At 61.1% G+C, this 18,189-nt stretch carries 16 protein-coding genes; 6 read left to right on the top strand and 10 right to left on the bottom strand.

All coding sequences use genetic code 11. The features are described from left to right. Positions 1 to 7: 7 nt before the first annotated feature. From M2A_RS07080 to M2A_RS07070, 3 genes are all read right to left on the bottom strand, one after another. Positions 8 to 748, bottom strand: a complete 741-nt coding sequence (locus M2A_RS07080; RefSeq protein WP_147446244.1) for a protein phosphatase CheZ — start codon at positions 746 to 748, stop codon at positions 8 to 10. Positions 749 to 895: 147 nt separating this feature from the next. After that, on the bottom strand, positions 896 to 1,615 hold the full coding sequence (locus M2A_RS17225) for an energy transducer TonB family protein (protein WP_052379276.1): 720 nt from the start codon (positions 1,613 to 1,615) through the stop codon (positions 896 to 898). 57 nt (positions 1,616 to 1,672) lie between these two features. Further along, positions 1,673 to 3,118 carry a helix-turn-helix domain-containing protein gene (locus M2A_RS07070; RefSeq protein WP_045445048.1) on the bottom strand — a complete coding sequence of 482 codons (1,446 nt, stop codon included), beginning with the start codon at positions 3,116 to 3,118 and terminating at the stop codon, positions 1,673 to 1,675. A 191-nt stretch (positions 3,119 to 3,309) separates the two neighbouring features. On the opposite strand from M2A_RS07070, the gene aceB reads away from it, so the two are divergent. Together aceB and aceA are read left to right on the top strand one after the other, a co-directional pair. Continuing rightward, the gene (gene aceB, locus M2A_RS07065) at positions 3,310 to 4,935 is read left to right on the top strand and encodes a malate synthase A (RefSeq protein ID WP_045445046.1); all 1,626 of its coding nucleotides are present in this window, start codon (positions 3,310 to 3,312) and stop codon (positions 4,933 to 4,935) included. Positions 4,936 to 4,984: 49 nt separating this feature from the next. Then, entirely contained in the window at positions 4,985 to 6,280 is a 1,296-nt protein-coding gene (gene aceA, locus M2A_RS07060; RefSeq protein WP_045445043.1) for an isocitrate lyase, read from the top strand. A gap of 75 nt (positions 6,281 to 6,355) precedes the next feature. Here the strand turns inward: aceA and M2A_RS07055 are convergent, their stop codons facing one another. Next, positions 6,356 to 6,553: a hypothetical protein gene (locus M2A_RS07055; protein WP_045445040.1), complete on the bottom strand. Its 198-nt coding sequence runs from the start codon at positions 6,551 to 6,553 to the stop codon at positions 6,356 to 6,358. Positions 6,554 to 6,847: 294 nt separating this feature from the next. Between M2A_RS07055 and M2A_RS17220 the strand changes: the two genes are divergently transcribed. Further along, a complete protein-coding gene (locus M2A_RS17220) occupies positions 6,848 to 8,848 on the top strand; it encodes an inverse autotransporter beta-barrel domain-containing protein (RefSeq protein WP_052379275.1) in 2,001 nt (666 codons plus the stop codon). Positions 8,849 to 8,912: 64 nt separating this feature from the next. Here the strand turns inward: M2A_RS17220 and M2A_RS07045 are convergent, their stop codons facing one another. Beyond that, the gene (locus M2A_RS07045; protein WP_045445037.1) at positions 8,913 to 10,436 is read right to left on the bottom strand and encodes a flavin-containing monooxygenase; all 1,524 of its coding nucleotides are present in this window, start codon (positions 10,434 to 10,436) and stop codon (positions 8,913 to 8,915) included. Positions 10,437 to 10,721: 285 nt separating this feature from the next. On the opposite strand from M2A_RS07045, the gene rraA reads away from it, so the two are divergent. Continuing rightward, entirely contained in the window at positions 10,722 to 11,225 is a 504-nt protein-coding gene (rraA, locus tag M2A_RS07040; protein ID WP_045445035.1) for a ribonuclease E activity regulator RraA, read from the top strand. A 7-nt stretch (positions 11,226 to 11,232) separates the two neighbouring features. Here the strand turns inward: rraA and speE are convergent, their stop codons facing one another. The 3 genes from speE to M2A_RS07025 form a co-directional block, all read right to left on the bottom strand. Then, the gene (gene speE / locus M2A_RS07035; RefSeq protein ID WP_045445032.1) at positions 11,233 to 12,087 is read right to left on the bottom strand and encodes a polyamine aminopropyltransferase; all 855 of its coding nucleotides are present in this window, start codon (positions 12,085 to 12,087) and stop codon (positions 11,233 to 11,235) included. Positions 12,088 to 12,102: 15 nt separating this feature from the next. Continuing rightward, positions 12,103 to 12,603, bottom strand: a complete 501-nt coding sequence (gene speD / locus M2A_RS07030; protein WP_052379274.1) for an adenosylmethionine decarboxylase — start codon at positions 12,601 to 12,603, stop codon at positions 12,103 to 12,105. 427 nt (positions 12,604 to 13,030) lie between these two features. Beyond that, on the bottom strand, positions 13,031 to 14,392 hold the full coding sequence (locus M2A_RS07025) for a flavin monoamine oxidase family protein (protein ID WP_045445029.1): 1,362 nt from the start codon (positions 14,390 to 14,392) through the stop codon (positions 13,031 to 13,033). 91 nt (positions 14,393 to 14,483) lie between these two features. On the opposite strand from M2A_RS07025, the gene M2A_RS07020 reads away from it, so the two are divergent. Continuing rightward, entirely contained in the window at positions 14,484 to 15,137 is a 654-nt protein-coding gene (locus M2A_RS07020) for a TetR/AcrR family transcriptional regulator (protein ID WP_045445027.1), read from the top strand. On the opposite strand, the gene M2A_RS07015 is transcribed toward M2A_RS07020, so the two are convergent. Both M2A_RS07015 and M2A_RS07010 read right to left on the bottom strand, forming a co-directional pair. Further along, positions 15,134 to 16,072, bottom strand: a complete 939-nt coding sequence (locus M2A_RS07015) for an NAD(P)H-dependent flavin oxidoreductase (protein WP_045445024.1) — start codon at positions 16,070 to 16,072, stop codon at positions 15,134 to 15,136. The genes M2A_RS07020 and M2A_RS07015 overlap by 4 nt on opposite strands. 127 nt (positions 16,073 to 16,199) lie before the next feature. After that, positions 16,200 to 17,213 (bottom strand): glutathione S-transferase N-terminal domain-containing protein, encoded by a 1,014-nt coding sequence (locus tag M2A_RS07010; protein ID WP_045445022.1) that lies wholly within the window; start codon positions 17,211 to 17,213, stop codon positions 16,200 to 16,202. An 88-nt stretch (positions 17,214 to 17,301) separates the two neighbouring features. On the opposite strand from M2A_RS07010, the gene M2A_RS17215 reads away from it, so the two are divergent. Next, positions 17,302 to 18,186, top strand: a complete 885-nt coding sequence (locus tag M2A_RS17215) for a formylglycine-generating enzyme family protein (RefSeq protein ID WP_052379273.1) — start codon at positions 17,302 to 17,304, stop codon at positions 18,184 to 18,186. Positions 18,187 to 18,189: the final 3 nt, after the last annotated feature.

Below are 18,189 nucleotides of genomic sequence, written 5' to 3'. Positions count from 1 at the left end.
GAGCGGATCAGTCGAAAAGCGCGTCGATATCTTCCTGGCTGCAATGCTCTTCGCTCGGCAACGCCGGGCCGTGCAGCAGCGATTGATATTCGTCTTTTTCCTCAACGGGAACGGCAATATCGTCGAAAGCGCCATCACCCCAAATGCCGTGAATGCTCTCGAGCCGCTCTTCCAGGTTTTTGATGGAGCGCAGCACCTTGGTGATGCGCTGGCTCGTAATGTCGTGGAAGTTGCAGGCTTGCAGAATGGCGATGGACTGCTCGCGGATGTCATAGACGGCGGCGGCATCGCTGCCTTTGAGCTGATCGGCAAGGCGCGTGGCGCTCTCATCGATCGCCTCGGCGGCGGACAAAATCGTGTCGGCGGCAAGCTCGTTATGCGAGATGACCTCTTCAAGCTCGTCGGTCGCATGCGAGAGGCGCTGCAGATCCGGCTGCTCATATTGCATGGCTTTGATTTCAGCCTGGGTGTCGCGCACCGCACCCTGCAGCCGCTCGACCTGGCTTTTCAGCTTCGCGGCTTCTTTCAGCTCGGATTTATATTGATCGAGAATATCGCTCGAAACCGGGGCGGCCTGCGTGAAGGCGCTCATGTCGGTTGCCGAAAGGCGGGCTTCCAGCCGGCCGATCGCATCGAGCAATTCCCGGTGCCGGGTCTCGCCGTCATCGGCCGGTTTTTCCGGCACGGGTTTGGGCATCACCTGCCCCGCCATATTCTGCTCGATACGAAAGCGCTTATTGCCAGCCACGACGCCCTCTCAGCTTCCCCAGACGTTTATCGTCCTTAACCGGGCAAAGCCTATCGGCAATTCGCTAACAAGCTGTTTCGGGTAGGACAGATTGCGGCACAAAATGTGTCGCAATCTGTGCCGTTCCGGCACGGCAAGGCATTTCCCTCAATCGAGATTGAAGCGCACGGTGATCACAACCTCGACCGTTTCCGCGCCGAAATCGGCCGGCACGGGCGGCAGAGGGCTCGCCCGTTCCAGCATTTCGCGCACTTCACGGTCGAGAAGGCCGGAGCCGGTGCCCTTGTCGAGGCCGAAACTGCGCACGGCGCCGGCTTGGTCCACCACGAAGCGCAAAACCGCATCCCCTTCCACTCCGCGCCGGCGCGCGGTGCGCGGATAGCGTTTGTGGCGGGCAAGCCAGGCCTGCAGGCGGGCGATATAACTTGCCTGCGCATCGGCATTGCCGAGAAAGGGGGACGGCGCGCTTTGCTCGGCAGCCTGACCTTGCGGGCCCCCGGCCTTCTGCACGGGGGCAGCCGGTTTCGGCTGCGCTTCAGGTTTGGGCGGGCGGCTCTCGGCTTTGCGCAGCGGAATGTCGGGTGTTGGCGGCGGCACGTCCTCCACCACCTCTTCTTCCACCGGCTCTTCCGGCTCGGGCTCGGCAACTTCTTCCGGCACCGGCTCGATATCGGGTTCGGGCGGGAGCGCGGTTTCAGGGGCGGGCGGCGCGCTCAGATCGGCAAGGGACAGCTGAATGCCCGCCGAGCCCGCCGGTTCCGGCACCTCGCCATAAGGCGACCAGAGGAACAGCGCATAGCCGATCACATGCAGCATGGCTGCGATGCCCATGGCCTTCCAGATTGTGCCCGGCGCCTCCGCGTCCACGCGCTACTCCCGTTTCAAATCGAATTTGCCCATACCGGCGGGGCATGGACGGGCCCCTCATACCTTGTCCACCGCGTGACCGAAAGGCGAAATTCCGCGCACATGCTCATCCACCTCAAGCCGCTTCTTGAGCGGGGGGAAGGCGCGCTGCGAGCAATCCATCCGCTCGCAAAGGCGGCAATTGACGCCGATGGGCGTCGCACCGCGCTCATCTTCCAGATCATAGCCCGCCGAATAAATCAATTTTTTGGCATGAGAGATTTCGCAGCCGAGCCCCACCACATATTGGTCCCCCGGCACCCCCATGCCGGAGCCCGCCCGGCTGACCGTGCGGGCGATGGAGAAATAGCGGATACCGTCCTCCATCTGCACGACCTGGCTATAGATCTGCCCCGGCACGCGGAAAGCGTCATGAACGTTCCAGCGCGGGCAGGTGCCGCCGAAACGGGCAAAGTGAAAGCCTGCAGCCGAGAAGCGCTTGGAGACATTGCCCGCATTATCGACGCGGATAAGAAAGAACGGGATGCCCCGGGCGCCCGGGCGCTGCAGCGTGGTGAGCCGGTGGCAGACCTGCTCGAAGCTGGTGCCGAAACGGCGGCCGAGCAGGCGGATGTCGTAGCGCGTTTCCTCTGCGGTGCGGAAAAACGCCGCATAGGGCATAAGCAGCGCGGCGGCAAAATAATTGGCCAGCGCAATGCGCAAAAGCCGTTTGGGCTCCTCGCTCTCAAAGCCGGACGAAGTGACGATATCTTCCATCGTGCGGGAAAGCTCGAAATAGCCCACCTGATAGGCAAGCTGAAAGCAGCGCCCCGGCTGGTCGAGCAACTCGGACAAAAAGAGCGTCTGGCGGTGCCGGTCATAGCGCCTGAGATCGCCGGACATGACATCATGCGGGACGACACGCGTCGTCACCCCGTGCTCATCGCGCAGATAATTGCGCAGCGAGACGTAAGGCTCGTCTTTCGCAAGTTCAGCCTTGACGTAAAGCGCCTCGGCAGCGTCATCGAGCTGGGGAAAGTGATTGCCGCGCGAATTGATGAAGTCGCGCACTTCTTCCAGCGGCAGGCCTTGCGTTTCGCCCGGCTCCACCATGTCCCTGTCCGCCAGGCGCTCGGCCAGAAACGAGCTTGCCGTCACCGCTTCTTCATAGGCGCGGTAAAGATGGGCGATGGCATCGACAATGCCGGGGCTAGCCGAGGCCACATCCTGCAGGTCCTGATTGCCGATTCCCGCGTCCTTGAAGACCGCGTCGGAAAAAATTTCCTTGAGCGTGGTTAACGCCCGTGCCTCTTCATCGCCCGCCAGCGTTTTGACGTCCATATCGAAGACATCGGCGAGCTTGAGAAGGATTTGCGCCGAGATCGGCCGTTGGTTACGCTCGATGAGATTGAGGTAACTGGCTGAAATGCCAAGCGCTTCAGCCATTTTCGCTTGGGTCAGGTTGCGGTCCCGGCGCATGCGGCGCACGCGCGGGCCTGCGAATACTTTCCTGTCTGCTGCCATCGGCCGTGTCCCGTTTCAGCATTGTTTTCTTTACAAGATTTACATCTACACCAGAATTTCACTGGAATCTTGTCAAGATTTTTACTTGAACGATTTCAATGACTTAGAAGTTTTCGGGAATCGTTGGACATTTTCCTGTCAGGGCTGTATGACGCCCGCAACAGCACCCAGATAGCGGAGGCAAGAAGCCCATGAGCCAGGCAGCAAAAAGCGCCAGCGTGGAAGGCGTGCGTATTCTCGGCGAGATCAAACCGGAATACGAACGTGTTCTGACCCCCGAAGCGATTGAATTCGTCGCGGACCTCGAACGCAAATTCGGCGAGCGCCGGCTTGAACTCCTGGCCAAGCGCGCCGAACGCCAGAAGAAGTTCGACGCCGGTGAGCTGCCCGATTTCCTGCCCGAGACGAAAGAGATCCGCGAAGGCGACTGGAAAATCGCGCCGATCCCCGAAGACCTGCTCGACCGCCGCGTGGAAATCACCGGCCCGGTCGATAACCGCAAGATGGTCATCAATGCGCTCAATTCCGGCGCCAACTCCTACATGACCGACTTCGAGGACGCCGCGGCCCCGACCTGGGATAACATGATCGGCGGCCAGCTCAACCTCATGGACCTGTGGGCCGGCACGATCGGCTTTACCGACCCGGCCAATGGCAAGACCTATGACGTCAAGCCGCTCGGCGAGCGCGCCACCTTGATCGTGCGCCCGCGCGGCTGGCATCTGGATGAAGCGCATGTGGAAGTCGACGGCCGGCCGATGTCCGGCGGCATGTTCGATTTCGGCATGTATCTCTTCCACAACCACGCCAACCTGAAGAAGACGGGCTCGGGTCCCTATTTCTACCTGCCGAAGATGGAAAGCCATCTGGAAGCGCGCCTGTGGAACGACGTCTTTACCCATGCGGAAAAGGCGCTCGGCATTCCGGTCGGCACGGCGCGCTGCACGATCCTGATCGAGACGCTGCCGGCGGCCTTCGAGATGGACGAAATCCTTTACGAAATGCGCGACCACATTGTGGGCCTGAACTGCGGGCGCTGGGATTACATCTTCTCCTACATCAAGCGCCTCGGCAAAAACCCGAACTACATTCTGCCCGACCGCTCGCAGGTGGTGATGGGCGATGCGTTCCTCAACGCCTATTCGCTGCTCCTCATCAAGACCTGCCACAAGCGCGGCGCCTTTGCGATGGGCGGCATGGCGGCCCAGATCCCGGTGAAGGGCGATGAAGAGGCCAACAAGGCCGCTTTCGCCAAAGTGCTCGCCGACAAGGAACGCGAAGCCAATAACGGCCATGACGGCACCTGGGTGGCGCACCCGGACCTCGTTGCGGTGGCGGCGGAAGTTTTCGGCAAGCTGCCGGAGAAAAACCAGCTCGCCCGCCAGCGCCAGGACGTGCATGTCGGCCAGAAGGAACTTCTGGAGCCGCATAAGGGCGAGCGTACGGAAAGCGGCATGCGCGAATGCTGCCGCGTCGGCGTGCAATATATCGAAGCCTGGCTTTCCGGGCGCGGCGCCGTTCCGCTCTACAATCTCATGGAAGATGCAGCCACGGCCGAGATCAGCCGTACGCAGATCTGGCAGTGGCTCTATCACGGAGCCGATCTTTCGGACGGGCGCAAGGTAACCCCGGAACTCTTCCGGGAAATCCTCGACGACGAAATGAAACAGCTCCGCGACACGCTCGGCGACGAGCGTTGGACATCCGGCCGTTTCGACGAAGCCATCAAAATCTTCGACGATATGGCAACAGCCGAAGAGTGCGAGGAATTCCTCACGCTTCCGGCATACAAGCTTCTCGTTGAAAACGAGAAATAAGCGGCCCTCGCGAGTGAGGCCTCCCCTGCTGACCCAAGGACGTAAAACGATGAGCAAGACTTTTTACGACATCATTCCGAGCGCCCCGAAAGGCCGTTTCGACAATGTAAAGCGCAACTACTCCGTCGAAGACGTTGAAAAACTTCGCGGTTCTTTCCCGATCGAATACACGCTGGCAACCCGCGGCGCGAACAAGCTCTGGGACCTGCTGCACACCGAAGACTACGTGCACTCCCTCGGCGCGCTGTCCGGCAACCAGGCCATGCAGATGGCCCGCGCCGGCCTGAAGGCCATCTACCTGTCGGGCTGGCAGGTTGCTGCCGACGCGAACACCGCCGGCACCACCTACCCGGACCAGTCGCTTTACCCGGCCAACTCCGGCCCTGAACTGGCCAAGAAGATCAACCGCACGCTGAAGCGCGCTGACGAGATCGAGCATTCCGAAGGCGGCGCCAAGCGCGACTGGTTCCTGCCGATCGTGGCCGACGCGGAAGCCGGTTTCGGCGGCCCGCTCAACTGCTTCGAAATCATGAAAGCCTATATCGAAGCAGGCGCAGCCGGTGTGCACTACGAAGACCAGCTGGCTTCCGAGAAGAAGTGCGGTCACCTCGGCGGTAAAGTGCTGATCCCGACCCGCGCCCATGAGCGTAACCTGAACGCCGCCCGCCTCGGCGCCGACGTGATGGGCACGCCCACGCTGATCATGGCCCGTACGGATGCTGAATCGGCCAACCTCATCACCTCCGACATCGACGAGCGCGACCACGAGTTCATCGATTTCGACGCCGGCCGCACGGTTGAAGGCTTCTACCGTCTGAAGCCGGGCACGGGTGTCGACCACTGCATCAAGCGCGGTCTGGCCTTCGCGCCTTACGCCGACCTTCTGTGGTGGGAAACTTCCAAGCCGAACCTCGACGATGCCAAGCGCTTCGCCGAAGCGGTGAAGAAGGAATATCCGGACCAGATGCTGGCCTATAACTGCTCGCCGTCCTTCAACTGGGAAGCGAACCTCGACAAAGACACGATCGAGAAGTTCCAGCGCGAAATCGCAGCCATGGGCTACAAGTACCAGTTCGTGACGCTGGCCGGTTTCCACCAGCTCAACTACGGCATGTTCCAGCTCGCGTCCGGCTACCGGGACCGCGGCATGGGCGCGTATTCCGAACTGCAGCAGGCCGAGTTCGCTGCCGAAGATGCAGGCTACACGGCAACCCGCCACCAGCGCGAAGTGGGCACGGGTTACTTCGACCTCGTCTCCATCGCGGCAGGCGGCGGCGAATCTTCCACGACCGCCCTCGGCGACTCGACGGAAGCTGCCCAGTTCAAGAAAGGCGCTGCCGAATAAGCAGCCCGTTTCTTGCGGAAACGAAAACCCCGGCGGGCAACCGCCGGGGTTTTTCTTTGCGCGGGGCAAACGCGATCAATCGTTGCGATCCAGGATCGCTTCCTTCTGCTCGCTATATTCTTCCCAGGTGATGGCGCCGCTTTCGAGCGCCTGATTGAGATCGGTCAGCTGCTGACCCGTCGTCGCCGTTGTCGTTTGGGTACTGCCGCAGCCTGCCGCGACTGTCAGAGCAAGAACGGCAGCGCCCATGCGCCAATTCAAAAGAGCTTTCATTCCATCCTCCAGGACGTGTTCTAAGCGGGAAGCCTCCCCGCATATCCGCCCCCACGCCCCAAAAGCGCCGGAACTCCGGCATTCTTTTGGTAAACGTGCCAGGAATTTTCTTGTTCGCCGCACGCGCAGAAATCCGCAGGATGAAAAAGAGAGCTTTTTTGGTGAAACGCGCGCGCCCTGCCGTTATCTTGCCCAAGCTGACAGACAGGCTGGGGGGCTTGAACCATGAGCGCAACCGGGGACGTTTACCGCGCCATATCTGCGAGACACGCCGTCTTGCTATGCGCAGGGTTCATGCTGCCTGCGGCATCCGCCATGGCGGGCGATCCTCCGCCTACAGCAAAATGGTCTCCCTGGCTCGAAGCGGCAGGCTTCCTTTCTTCCGAACGCGACCGCGGCGAGGTCAGCGGCTTTGCCCCGCTTTATCAAGACAGCGCGCGGCTCGTCTTTGCCGACATCAAAGGCAAACTTTTTACCGACAGCCTCAAGGAAGGCAATTTCGCGCTCGGCTACCGGCAGATGACGGAACATGGCTGGAACCTCGGCGCCTGGGCCGGATACGACATCCGCCGCAGCGAATTCGGCAACAATTTTTCGCAAGCAAGTTTCGGCCTCGAAGCGCTGTCCGCCGATTACGATTTCCGCCTGAATGGCTATGTTCCCCTATCGGGAGACAAAACCGCGAACGGGCTTGCCCGTGTGGAACTGAGCGGCTCGCAGATCTTCATCACCGGCGGGCAGGAAGTCGCGCTTGCCGGGTTCGACGGGGAGGCAGGATGGCGCGTGCCGATCGAGACTTTTCTGGGTGGCACGGAACACCATGAGCTGCGCCTTTATGCGGGCGGGTTCTATTTCAACGATGACAAGATCGACCGCGCCCTTGCCGGGCCGCGCCTTCGCGCCGAATGGCGGCTGATGGATTTCGTCGAAGAGGTGCCGGGCATGCGCCTCACCTTCGAGACGGAAATCCAGCATGACGATTACAGGGACGGCCAGATCGAGGCCGGGGTGCGCCTGCGCATTCCGCTTTTCGGCTCTTCCACCTCATCGCTTAGTCCGCAAGAGCGGCGGATGATGGAGGCCATCGAACGGGATACCGATATCGTCACCGCGGGCACGAAACGCGAAGCGGTGCTCGATGCGCGCAGCGGCGTGGCTCTCAATAGCGTGACCACAGTCGATGGAAACGGCGACCTAACCGCCGCCTCCGCCAATGCCGGCGCGAATACGCTGCTGATCGTCGATGGCGGCAAGGGCGCGCTCGTCGGCACGCATATCGTGACCGCGAGCAATCAGACCTTGGTAGGCGGCGGCACGGCGCTTGCCCTGCGCGGGGTACAAAGCGGCGCCGTCACCACGTTCACCTTGCCCGGCACCCGGCCCACGCTGATGACGAGCGGCTGTTTCTGCGGCGATGTGCTCACGCTTGACGGGGGCAGCAATCTGCATGTCTCAGGCATGACGCTCGACGGCGACATGGGTGCAGCGGGCGCGGGTGTCGTGATCGGCAGCGATCAGCGCAATCTGCATCTGACCAATATTGCCGCGCTCGATCTGAGCGGACCGGGTGTTGCGATGTTCGACGGCAATGAGGTGAGCATCGACGGGCTCTCGGTCTTGCGGAACGACTTCAGCGGTATTTTGGTGTCCAACGACAATATGATCACGGTCCGCAACACATCGATGAGCGGCATGACTTTGTCAGGCATCGAGATCGATACGGGCAACATCCTCGTGCTGGAGAATGTGCTCATCGACGATACTTTCTTCGGGCCGGGCATCGATGCCTTTGACAACAACACCATCAGCGGCAGGAACGTCACCCTTACCCGCACGGGCGGGCCTGCCATCGCGCTTGTCGATGACAACCAGGTCAATTTCACCGGCCTTACCGTGAGAGAAGCAGGGTTCGGGTTTGTCTATATGGAGAACGGCAACAGCGTTGCGCTCTCAGGGGCAGACTTCAGCACAACGCCAACCGACGGCATCTATATGGATGACGGCAACAGCTTCACCATGACGGACACCCGCATGAGCGGCATGGGAGACGATGCCTTCGATATTGGCGCGAATAACGCGCTCAGCATTTCCGGCACGGTGATTTCCGGTTCCGTGGGGGACGATCTCTTCGACTTTGAAGGGCCAGGAAACGTCTTCAGCGCCAGCACCGGCAATGTGAAGGATGCAGCGGCGATCACCGCCGACATTTGCGACGTATCCAGCGGTGGCTTCAGCGGCACGCTCAGCTTTGCCGACGGTACCGTGCTGCAAAACGGCGCGGCGCCCTGCCTCTAAGACACAGGCATCAAAAAAGCGGCCCCTCCTTGGGGACCGCTTTCTTTTGCCTGTGCCATAAAGTTTATTGCGCGGCGACGGGTGCGCCTGCCGGCTCGCGGTCGCCTTCATTTTTGCCGGGCCGCTCGCGCAGCGTAAATTCGGCAAAATCGGGACGGCGCGTCCACCACCAATATTTGAACGTGTAATTCGCCCAATTGTTGGTGACTTTACCCGCATCCGTCTTGTACCAGCTCGTGCAGCCGCTTGCGAAAACGGAATTGGCATTGTCGCTTTGCACTTTCTCGTTCCAGAGTGCCTGGGCCTTCGGCTTTACATCCATGTAAAGAAGGTCGTCTTCGCGCAGCTTTTCGACGCATTGGCGGATGTAATTCGCCTGGCACTCGATCATGAAGATGATCGAGTTATGGCCGAGATTGGTGTTGGGCCCGTAAAGCAGGAAGAAATTCGGAAAGCCCGTCACCGTCATCCCGTAATGGGCTTCCGCGCCGTCTTTCCATTCTTTCTTCAACTCGCGTCCGGCAAGGCCCGTCACCTCCATGGGGCCTAGGAAATTCGTCGTATCGAAGCCGGTGCCGTAAATAATCGCATCGACTTCGTGCAGCGCGCCGTCTTTCGTCTTGATGCCCGAGGGGCAGATTTCCTCGATCCCTTCGGTGACGACATGGACGTGATCCTTGCCCATGGCCGGCCACCAATCATTGGCAAAGAGCACGCGCTTGCATCCCGGTTCATAATCCGGCGTCAGCTTGGCTTTCTTTTCCGGGTCGGACACATAAAGCTCCATCTCCTCGATGGCCATGTCCTTGATCTTGTCGCCGGAAGTGTGGAAAGCGCGGAAGAGCAACTCGCCGAACCAGTAAATCTTCCAGCGCTGCACATTGATGAGCCAGGGGAAGGCTTTGTAAAGCGCGCGCTCCCAGCCATAGAACTCGCGCTGCGGGCGGGGCAGCACCCAGCTTGCCGAGCGCTGGAAGACCGTGACTTCCCTTGCCTCTTTCGCGACTTCCGGCACGAATTGAATGGCACTTGCGCCATTGCCGATCACGGCGACGCGTTTGCCTTTCAGATCATACTCGTGGTTCCACTCGGCCGAGTGCCAATGCGCGCCTTCAAAACTTCCCTCGCCCTTGATGCCCGGCCAGCGCGGGCGGTGCAATTGGCCGGTGCCCGCCGCAACGACATCGGCTTCATGGGCGCTGCCATCGGCGCAGCCGATATGCCAGCGCCCGGAGCGCTCGTCGAACCGGCAAGACTGGATCTCGGAATTGAAGCGGATATGGTTCCGCAGCCCGTATTTATCGACGACGCTTTCAAGGTAAGCCTTGATGTCGGCGGAGAAGACGAATTTGCGCTCCCAGTCGGGCCGCATGTCGAAAGAAAATTGATACATATGCAGCGGCACGTCGCAAGAACAGCCGGGATACGTGTTCTCACGCCAGGTGCCGCCGATCTCGGAGGCTTTCTCATAGATCGTGAAATCGGTGATCCCGGCTTCCTTCAGCTTGATCGCCGTACAAATGCCGGACATGCCCGCGCCGATAATGGCGACGGAGCGCTGCTTTTCACGGGCGTCGGTCATAGCCATTCCAAGTCCTCCCTCTGCTTGGGGCTTTCGGCGGCAGCCTGGCGCCGTCTCTCCCCAAACGGTTCCAATTCCTTGAGCCCAGTTTAACGCGTTTCACGGGCAAGATGGAGAGGGTGCGGGGGGTCACCCTAGAACGGCATTAAAAAGCGCACCGCCCCCTCTCGGACGCCGCGTCATCCGCCGCTTCTCAACCTCTCCCACTCTCTTTGGCGGGACAAAGGCCGGCATGGCTGCTATCTATCGGGCAAATTTCTTGAGCGATAAGCACCAAAACGAGGCCTGCGAATGACTGACTTTGCGACGACGGATCTTTCCGATGCCCATGCCGATGCGCCGGAAGCGGGGCTGCGCCACCTAGATGCGCTCTTTTCCGACTTTGGCGGCAAGAGCGCCTTTCATGGGCCGGTGGTCACGCTTGCCACATTCGAGGACAACACGAAAGTGCGCGAGGCCGTGGAAAGCGAGGGCCGGGGACGCGTGCTTGTCGTCGACGGCGGCGGCTCCAAGCGCTGCGCCCTTTTCGGCGGCAATCTGGCTCAGCTTGCCGCAAAGAACGGCTGGGCGGGCGTGGTCATCAATGGCTGCGTGCGCGACCGGGGCGAGCTTGAGGCGGAAGCCGTCGGCGTCAAAGCCCTGGCCAGCCACCCAAAGAAAAGCGTCAAACGCGGGCTCGGGGATTTCGATGTGCCGGTAACGTTTGCAGGCGTGATGATTTCGCCCGGCGATTATCTTTACGCGGACCGGGACGGGATCATCGTCGCCGCCAAGGAACTTTCCCTGCCGGCTTGAAGACAAATCAAACGACGAATTTCTTCACATAAGGCGGCAAGGCAAAGGCCGCCTTATGCACGTCCGGCGCGTAATATTTCGTCTCCCCCTCAAGCGCGGCAAAGCGGTCTTCCAGCACTTCAAGCGGCACGTTCAAGAGCTCGGGGTTATCACTCCCCCAGCCAAGCGCCATGGACCCCAGAACGTAAGTCGGGATGGTGGCGAGATAACAGCCATAGGAGCGGAAGAGTTTTTTAAATTCACCCATCGTGCCTTGAAGCTCATCGCCCTGCACGAAGGGAACGCCGTTCTGCGTGACGATGACGCCGCCTTCGCTCAGGCAGTTCTTGGCGTTGGCGTAAAATTCAGGGCTGAAAAGCACCGCGCCGGGGCCGACCGGATCGGTCGAATCAACGATCATGACGTCATAGCGCTCATCGGGGTTTGCCGCGAAAGCCGCCCCGTCCGCAATGACAAGATTGGTGCGCGGATCATCGAACGCGCCTGCCGAAATCATCGGCAGGTGCTCCACGCACATATCGACCACGGAGCGGTCGATCTCGACCATCGTGACCTTCTCGACGCCCTTGTGCCGCAGAACCTCGCGCAGCACGCCGCCGTCGCCGCCGCCGATGATCAGCACTTTGCGCGCCGCGCCATGGGCCAGGATCGGCACATGGCTCATCATTTCATGATAGACGAACTCATCGCGCTCGGTGACCTGGGTGATGCCGTCGAGCGACATCATCCGGCCGAACTTCGCGTTCTCGAAAATCACCAGATGCTGGTGGCCGGTGCCTTCTTCATAAAGCACCTTGTCGGCGCGAAAGCCCGTGCGCACCCCATCATGGAGATTTTCGGTTACCCAGCGTTCATCGCTCATGAAGCGCCCTCCGGATCAGACCAGGCCCTTGCCGCGGCGCAGTTCATCCACCACCACATCGGAGGGGGTGAAATGCTGGCGCAGCACCTCGACACATTCATGCGGGCGGGCATCGCCGCACATGAAAACGTCAAGCGCGGCATAGTCCGCTTCCGGCCAGGTGTGGATGGAGATGTGGCTTTCGGCCAGCACCGCCACGCCGGAAACACCGCCATTCGGCGTGAAATGATGCAGATGGATATGCAAAAGCGTCGCCCCTGCCCGCTCCACGCATTCGCGCATCGCCGCTTCGATCTTTTCGAGACTGTCGAGGAACTTCGCGCCCACCAGCTCGATGATCAGATGCGTGCCGGCAAATCGCTCGCCGTCGCGCTCGATGAAAAAATCTTTGCGCTCTTCATCCTGAAGCGGGGCTTCGGCGACAGAGGGCTTGAATTCGATTACTTCCGCTTGGGTGTTGCTTGAGCCACGCTGCAAGTCGATCCCCAATTGGAAGAGGCCATTGTTCAAAGACATGGGCTTCTCCACAACCAGTAGATGACGCGGGGCCGCCGGGCCAAAGGACCACGGTCGGGACCGCCGTAAATTCACGATTAAGGTGATTTGCTTGCCGTTCGCGTGCGCTCCGCGTCACGTGCGCCCTTTTCCATGAAGGTATAGGGGCTTTAGCGGCGTAATCGGGGGCGTTAGCCCCTACCGTTCAAATAAAGCATATGCATTCTCCCTCGGAACCCGGCCCGCCCGTGCGGAACCAGAAATTGCTGAGTGAGACGCGTACGTCGTTACGTAACCGATAGCGGCAAGGGGCACGTGCGATTGCGTTCGAGGGGACGTTTAAGACCACGCACAGCCCGTGTCAATTGCCGTTCTGCAAATGAGGGGCCCGAGGGGCAGTTTTTTGCCGTGAATGCCGGTCGGCAACACTTGGCAACCGGGGCGAAGGTTAACCGAGCCTTGCTTTCACCTCGCCCGCCGCGCGGATGCCGGATTGCAGCGCGCCATCGAGATAGCCCACCCATTCGGTCGCCGTTTCCGTGCCTGCCCAATGGATGCGCCCGGCAGGCTCGCGGATGATATCGCCGAAGACCGTCATGACGCCCGGCGCCATATGGGCGACATAGCAGCCCCGGCTCCATTCTTCCGCCGTCCAGTCCTGGTCGATATAGGCAATGGGATCGCCCGCCTCCTTGCCGAAATAATGCACAAGGTCGCTAATCGCTTGCTCCCGGCGGGCATTGTCGCCGCGCTGGCTCATTTCCACCGCATGGTCCCCGTCCATGAAGCCGACCAGAATGCCGAGGCTTTCATCCTCCGGGCTCTGGTCGAAGACGACATTGAACATCCTATCGTTGCTGGCAACCGACCCGCTGAGGCCGCGCTCGCGCCAGAAAGGCTTTTCATAGGCCACATGAATTTTAATGACCGAGCCCATGGGCATGCGCTGAAGGAGCGCGTCGCGCTTGGCGGGCAGCGGAGCGTTGTACTGAATGCGCCCGGCAAGAACCGGGGGCGCCGCCATGATGAGGAACGCCCCTTCGAAACTGCCTTTATCCGTATGAGCCTTAATGCCGCTTTCATCCTGCTCGATGGCGCGCACGGGCGCTTCGTAAACGATGCGGGTTTCAAGCCGGGCGGCCATGCGCTTCGGCACCTGCCAGGCGCCGCCACGGAACTTGGCTTCCTGGGCGCCGCCTTCCGTACCGATCAGCACTTCCAGCCCATGGCCCTGGCGCAGATATTCCAGGAAGAAGAGGTAAGACATCTGATTGGGCTCGGCGCAGAAAACGGCCCGCGCCACGATGCGGGCAAATTCCTGGGCGCCGTGGGTGCGGATGTTTTTGCGGATCCAGGTTTCGAGCGTCTGGCTGTCCCATTCACGGGCACGGGGCGCCTCCCAAGGCGCGCCGGGCGGGAGGGCTGCGGCTTCCCTGCCCCAGCGCTTTTCGATACGCGCAAGTTCCAGCAGCGCAAAGAGCGGGAGTTTGGGAACGGAGCCTGAATAAGCCTCCACCTTGCCGTCCATGCCCACAAGGCTCTTGCCTTTGACATATTGGGGATAGGTCTCGACGCCGAGCTCGGCGGCTTCTTTCAAAAGCAGCTTTTGCTGAGGCCCGACCCATTGGCCGCCAAGGTCGATCGGCTGGCCCGCAATCTCACCGGGCTTGGAGCGCCCGCCCACCCGCTCGCGCGCTTCCAGGATAACGAAGGACTTGCCGGCGGCCTGCAGCTCCCGTGCCGCTTTCAACCCGGCAAGGCCGGCGCCCACGATAATGACATCCACTTTCGCGCCGCTTTCCACGCTCATGCCGGCATCCTTTTTCTTTGCGTTCGGGTCTCGTTGCCCGTATTTTTATGAACGCGTTTAATTAAATCAAGGAAAATCCTGTTTGGGTGAGATGCAGGCAAAGGCCAAAGATAGACCGGGGCCAGGACGCGGGCGCCCGAAACGCCCGAGCGAAGCGCTGGCCGCCGACCGGCAGCGGGTGATCGCGGCGGCGCGCGGGCTTTTTGCGCGCGAAGGTTATGGCGGCGTTTCCATGCGCAAGATCGCCGAACTGGCGGGCTGCTCGCCCGCCGCGCTTTACACACTCTTTGCCAGCAAGCGGGCACTCCTGCGTTACATCTGGGAGGAAACCTTCGCGGCGCTGGGCGCGCATCTGGCAGCTTGCGCGAAAAAAGCCGCGCCGGAGGAAAAGCTCGAGGCGGTATCGCTCGGCTTTGTAGATTTCTGGCTTGCCCATGCGGATGATTACCGCGCGATCTTTCTGATCGAGGATAAGTTGCAGGGTGAGGGCGACCGTTATTTCGTGGAAACGTCGCAGGCGCTCAGCGGCTTCGATATTCTGCGCACGCTGATCGAGGAAGATCAGAAAGCCGGCCGCCTGCCCGCACGGCCCGCCGCCGACATCCAGAATGTGCTTTTCTGCATGCTCCAGGGCGTGGCGCTCAATCTCATCACCATTCCCGAATATCCCTGGGGCGATGCGCAGGCCGTCAAACACCAGGCGGTGCGCGCGGTGCTTGCCGGTCTGCGGAGCGGTGCGGCTTAACCGAAGGCTCTGGCCGAAGCGCACTGGCCAAGGCGGCCGGTGATTTCGAAAAACTCGGACACCGTTTCCTCGATGATTTCACGCGCCGGCTTCACGCCGTCGATGAGACCGGAGGTCTGCCCGGCAAGGCCGACGCTCGCCTCCATATCCCCGCCGAAATAAAGATCGAGAATGCGCGCGAATGTGTCGGGCGGCATCAGCCCTTCTTCGTAAATCTTCGCGGTCTTTTCGGTTTTCAGCGCACGGATGCAGGGGCTTGCCTTCTTGTTCAGCACATAAGTGCCGGTGGTGCCTGCATTGACGATGGCGTTCTTGTAATTCTCATGCACCGGGCTTTCCGCCGCGCTGACGAAACGCGTACCCATTTGCACCGCTTCCGCGCCAAGCGCGAAAGCCGCCGCCATGCCCTTGCCGTCGCAAATACCCCCCGCTGCGACAAGCGGCAGATCGACGGCGCGGCGCACCGCCTGCAACAGAACAAGCGTCGAGACTTCTTCCGGATTCTTGAAGCCGCCGCCTTCGGCCCCTTCCACGACGAGCCCGTCGACACCGGCCTCGGCGCATTTCACCGCCGCCTCGACCGTGGGCACCGCGTGATAGACGGTGATGCCCGCCTCCTTCAGCGGGCCGACAAATTTTGCCGGACTGCCTGCGGAGGTCGTGACGAATTTGATGCCGGAATTACAGACATAATCCAGCATCGCGCGGTCTTTGAGAAAAAGGATGGGCAGATTGACGCCGAAGGGCTTGTCCGTCAGCTCCTTCATCTTCTCGATTTCGGCCTTGCAGGCCTCGGTCTCGCCGGACGAGGTTTCGATCACGCCGAGCCCGCCCGCCTCGCAAACAGCGGAGGCAAGCTGCGAGCGGGCGATCCAGCCCATCGGTGCCTGAATGATCGGATATTTCGTTCCCAGATGCGCAAGAACACGGTTCATCTGAACCCTCCCCTCTTCGTTTTTTGAATTGCGATGGCGGGAGTTAAGCCCGCGGGAAAGGCCCCGGCAAGGCTCAAATACTCACAGCCGTGTGTTCATGGCGCGTCTCTTCGGGCCGAACGGCGGTTCAGGCGCGGGTGAGCGGGGCAAGGCAGCCCGCTTCCTCCAGCACCGGCTCGAGGCGCTTACGGGCACTCTCACTCAGGCCCGCATAGCGCCGGCGCAGCTCGCTCAGGCATTTGACCTGATAGCGGAAGGTGCCTTGTTCGTAAGCCATGCCCAGCGCCTCGAAGCGGAAGGTTTCCTCGCCCGCTTCCGCCGCTTTGGCATTGGCCTCCAGGAAGGGGAAATAAACACTGCCTGCCATGCGCAGCAATTCGAGCACCGCATGGGAGAGACGTTTTTCCGGCGCGCGCCAGGGCCCGCCTTCAAAGCCGCTCAGATCGTCCATCTGCATCAGCCAGCGGAAGAGATAGGGCGCCTCGGCCCGCATCTTCTCGCACGGGGTGGGATCGACGGCGAGCTGGGAGAACTGGCCCATGAAGCTGAAATCGGCCAGCGAGGGCCGCCCGCCGAAGAGGAACGCCTCCTCGGTGACATGAGCGTCCAGCAGCGAGAAAATTTCCGTGCAGGTCGCCTCGATCAACGGCCTGTTATGTTCGGTGCAGCCGACAAGCGCCATGCGCCCCACCTGGCGCTCGCGGAAGAGGGCGGCGAACTCGCGTATGCCGTCGAGCCCTTTGCCCATCAGCGAATCGAAGGCCAGCCACTCGCTCATCTGGCGCTGGTCACGCTCGCGGAACCAGCGGTAATGGAACATCATTTTCGTCGCCCATTCATCGGCCATGTCTTCAAGGAGATGGGCAAGAAACGCCTGGCTCTCATCCTCCGGCACGACGGAACGGCCCGCATGGCGCGCTTCCAGATCGTAGATCATGGGCGTTGAATCATTGTGATACGTGCCGTCCGGATATTGGATGATGGGAATGACGGGCGGGCGGATGCCGGCGGTCTCCTCCCGCGTTTCGGGGGTTTGCTGGATCCAGACATGGGGAATGCGCCGGTAGCGGAAAATCGCGCGCATTTTCATGGAATAAGGCGAGCCCAGCCCGCCAATGATACGGTATCCCTCAAAACTCATGGAGTTATCCCCTCCCATTATTCCGGCTTTATGATTACCCCGACTCAACACCGGAAGGAGGAGTGAGGCAAGCATAATGACACAAATAATGTCATATTTTTTACTGCTATTTTTGCGAGAAACGGCCCGCCGGCAAGCGTTCTTTCTCGGCGCGCTTTTCTTCGGCTGTCTCAGCGCAGGACCGGCGCCTGCGGCAGACCCCTTCGCTTTTGCCGAGCTTCCCGCCGGGCGTTTTCTGATGGGCGCGGCGGCGGGCGATCCTGCCGCCGATCCAAGCGAGTTCCCGCAGCGCGAGCTTCAAATGGAAGCGTTCGCGCTCGCCAAAGTGCCCGTGACGCGCGGCGCTTATGCCGCTTTTATTGCGCAAAGCGATTATACCCCCGCCCCCGGCTGCTGGGCGCTGACGGAAGAAGGCTGGCGCATGGATGCCGCTGCCAGCTGGCGGGCGCCGGGCTTTGCGCAAGAAGATGACCATCCCGCCGTCTGCGTCTCGGCGGAAGATGCCGAGGCCTATGCCGCTTGGCTCGGCCGGAAAACGGGTGCGCGGTACCGCCTGCCGAGCGAGGCGGAATGGGAATATGCCGCGCGCGGCGGGGCGGAAGGCCTCAATAGCTGGGGAGATGACCCGGCCCGCGCCTGCCTTTACGCCAATGTCAACGACCTCGCCGCCAAGAACAAAACGGCCAAGGTCGCCGAGCGCTGCACTGATGGATATCTATACACGTCACCCGCCGGCACCTTCCGCCCGAACGGGTTCGGGCTTTACGACATGCAGGGCAATGTCTGGGAATGGACAAGCGATTGCTGGCGGGAAAGCCTTGCGGATCCTGAAGCCGATTGCAGGCTGAGGGCACGGCGCGGCGGTTCCTGGACGGACATACCGGGCCCCGTGCGCCTTGCCGCGCGCCAGGGCGACCCGCCGGATTTGCGCAGCGCCTATACGGGCTTCCGGCTGGTGAGAGAGGCGCGTTAAGCG

The sequence above is a fragment of the Tepidicaulis marinus genome (assembly GCF_000739695.1).
GTDB classification, from domain to species: Bacteria; Pseudomonadota; Alphaproteobacteria; order Parvibaculales; family Parvibaculaceae; genus Tepidicaulis; species Tepidicaulis marinus.
Note: the sequence above shows the minus strand (reverse complement) of the source record. Positions and strands in the feature narration are given on the sequence as shown.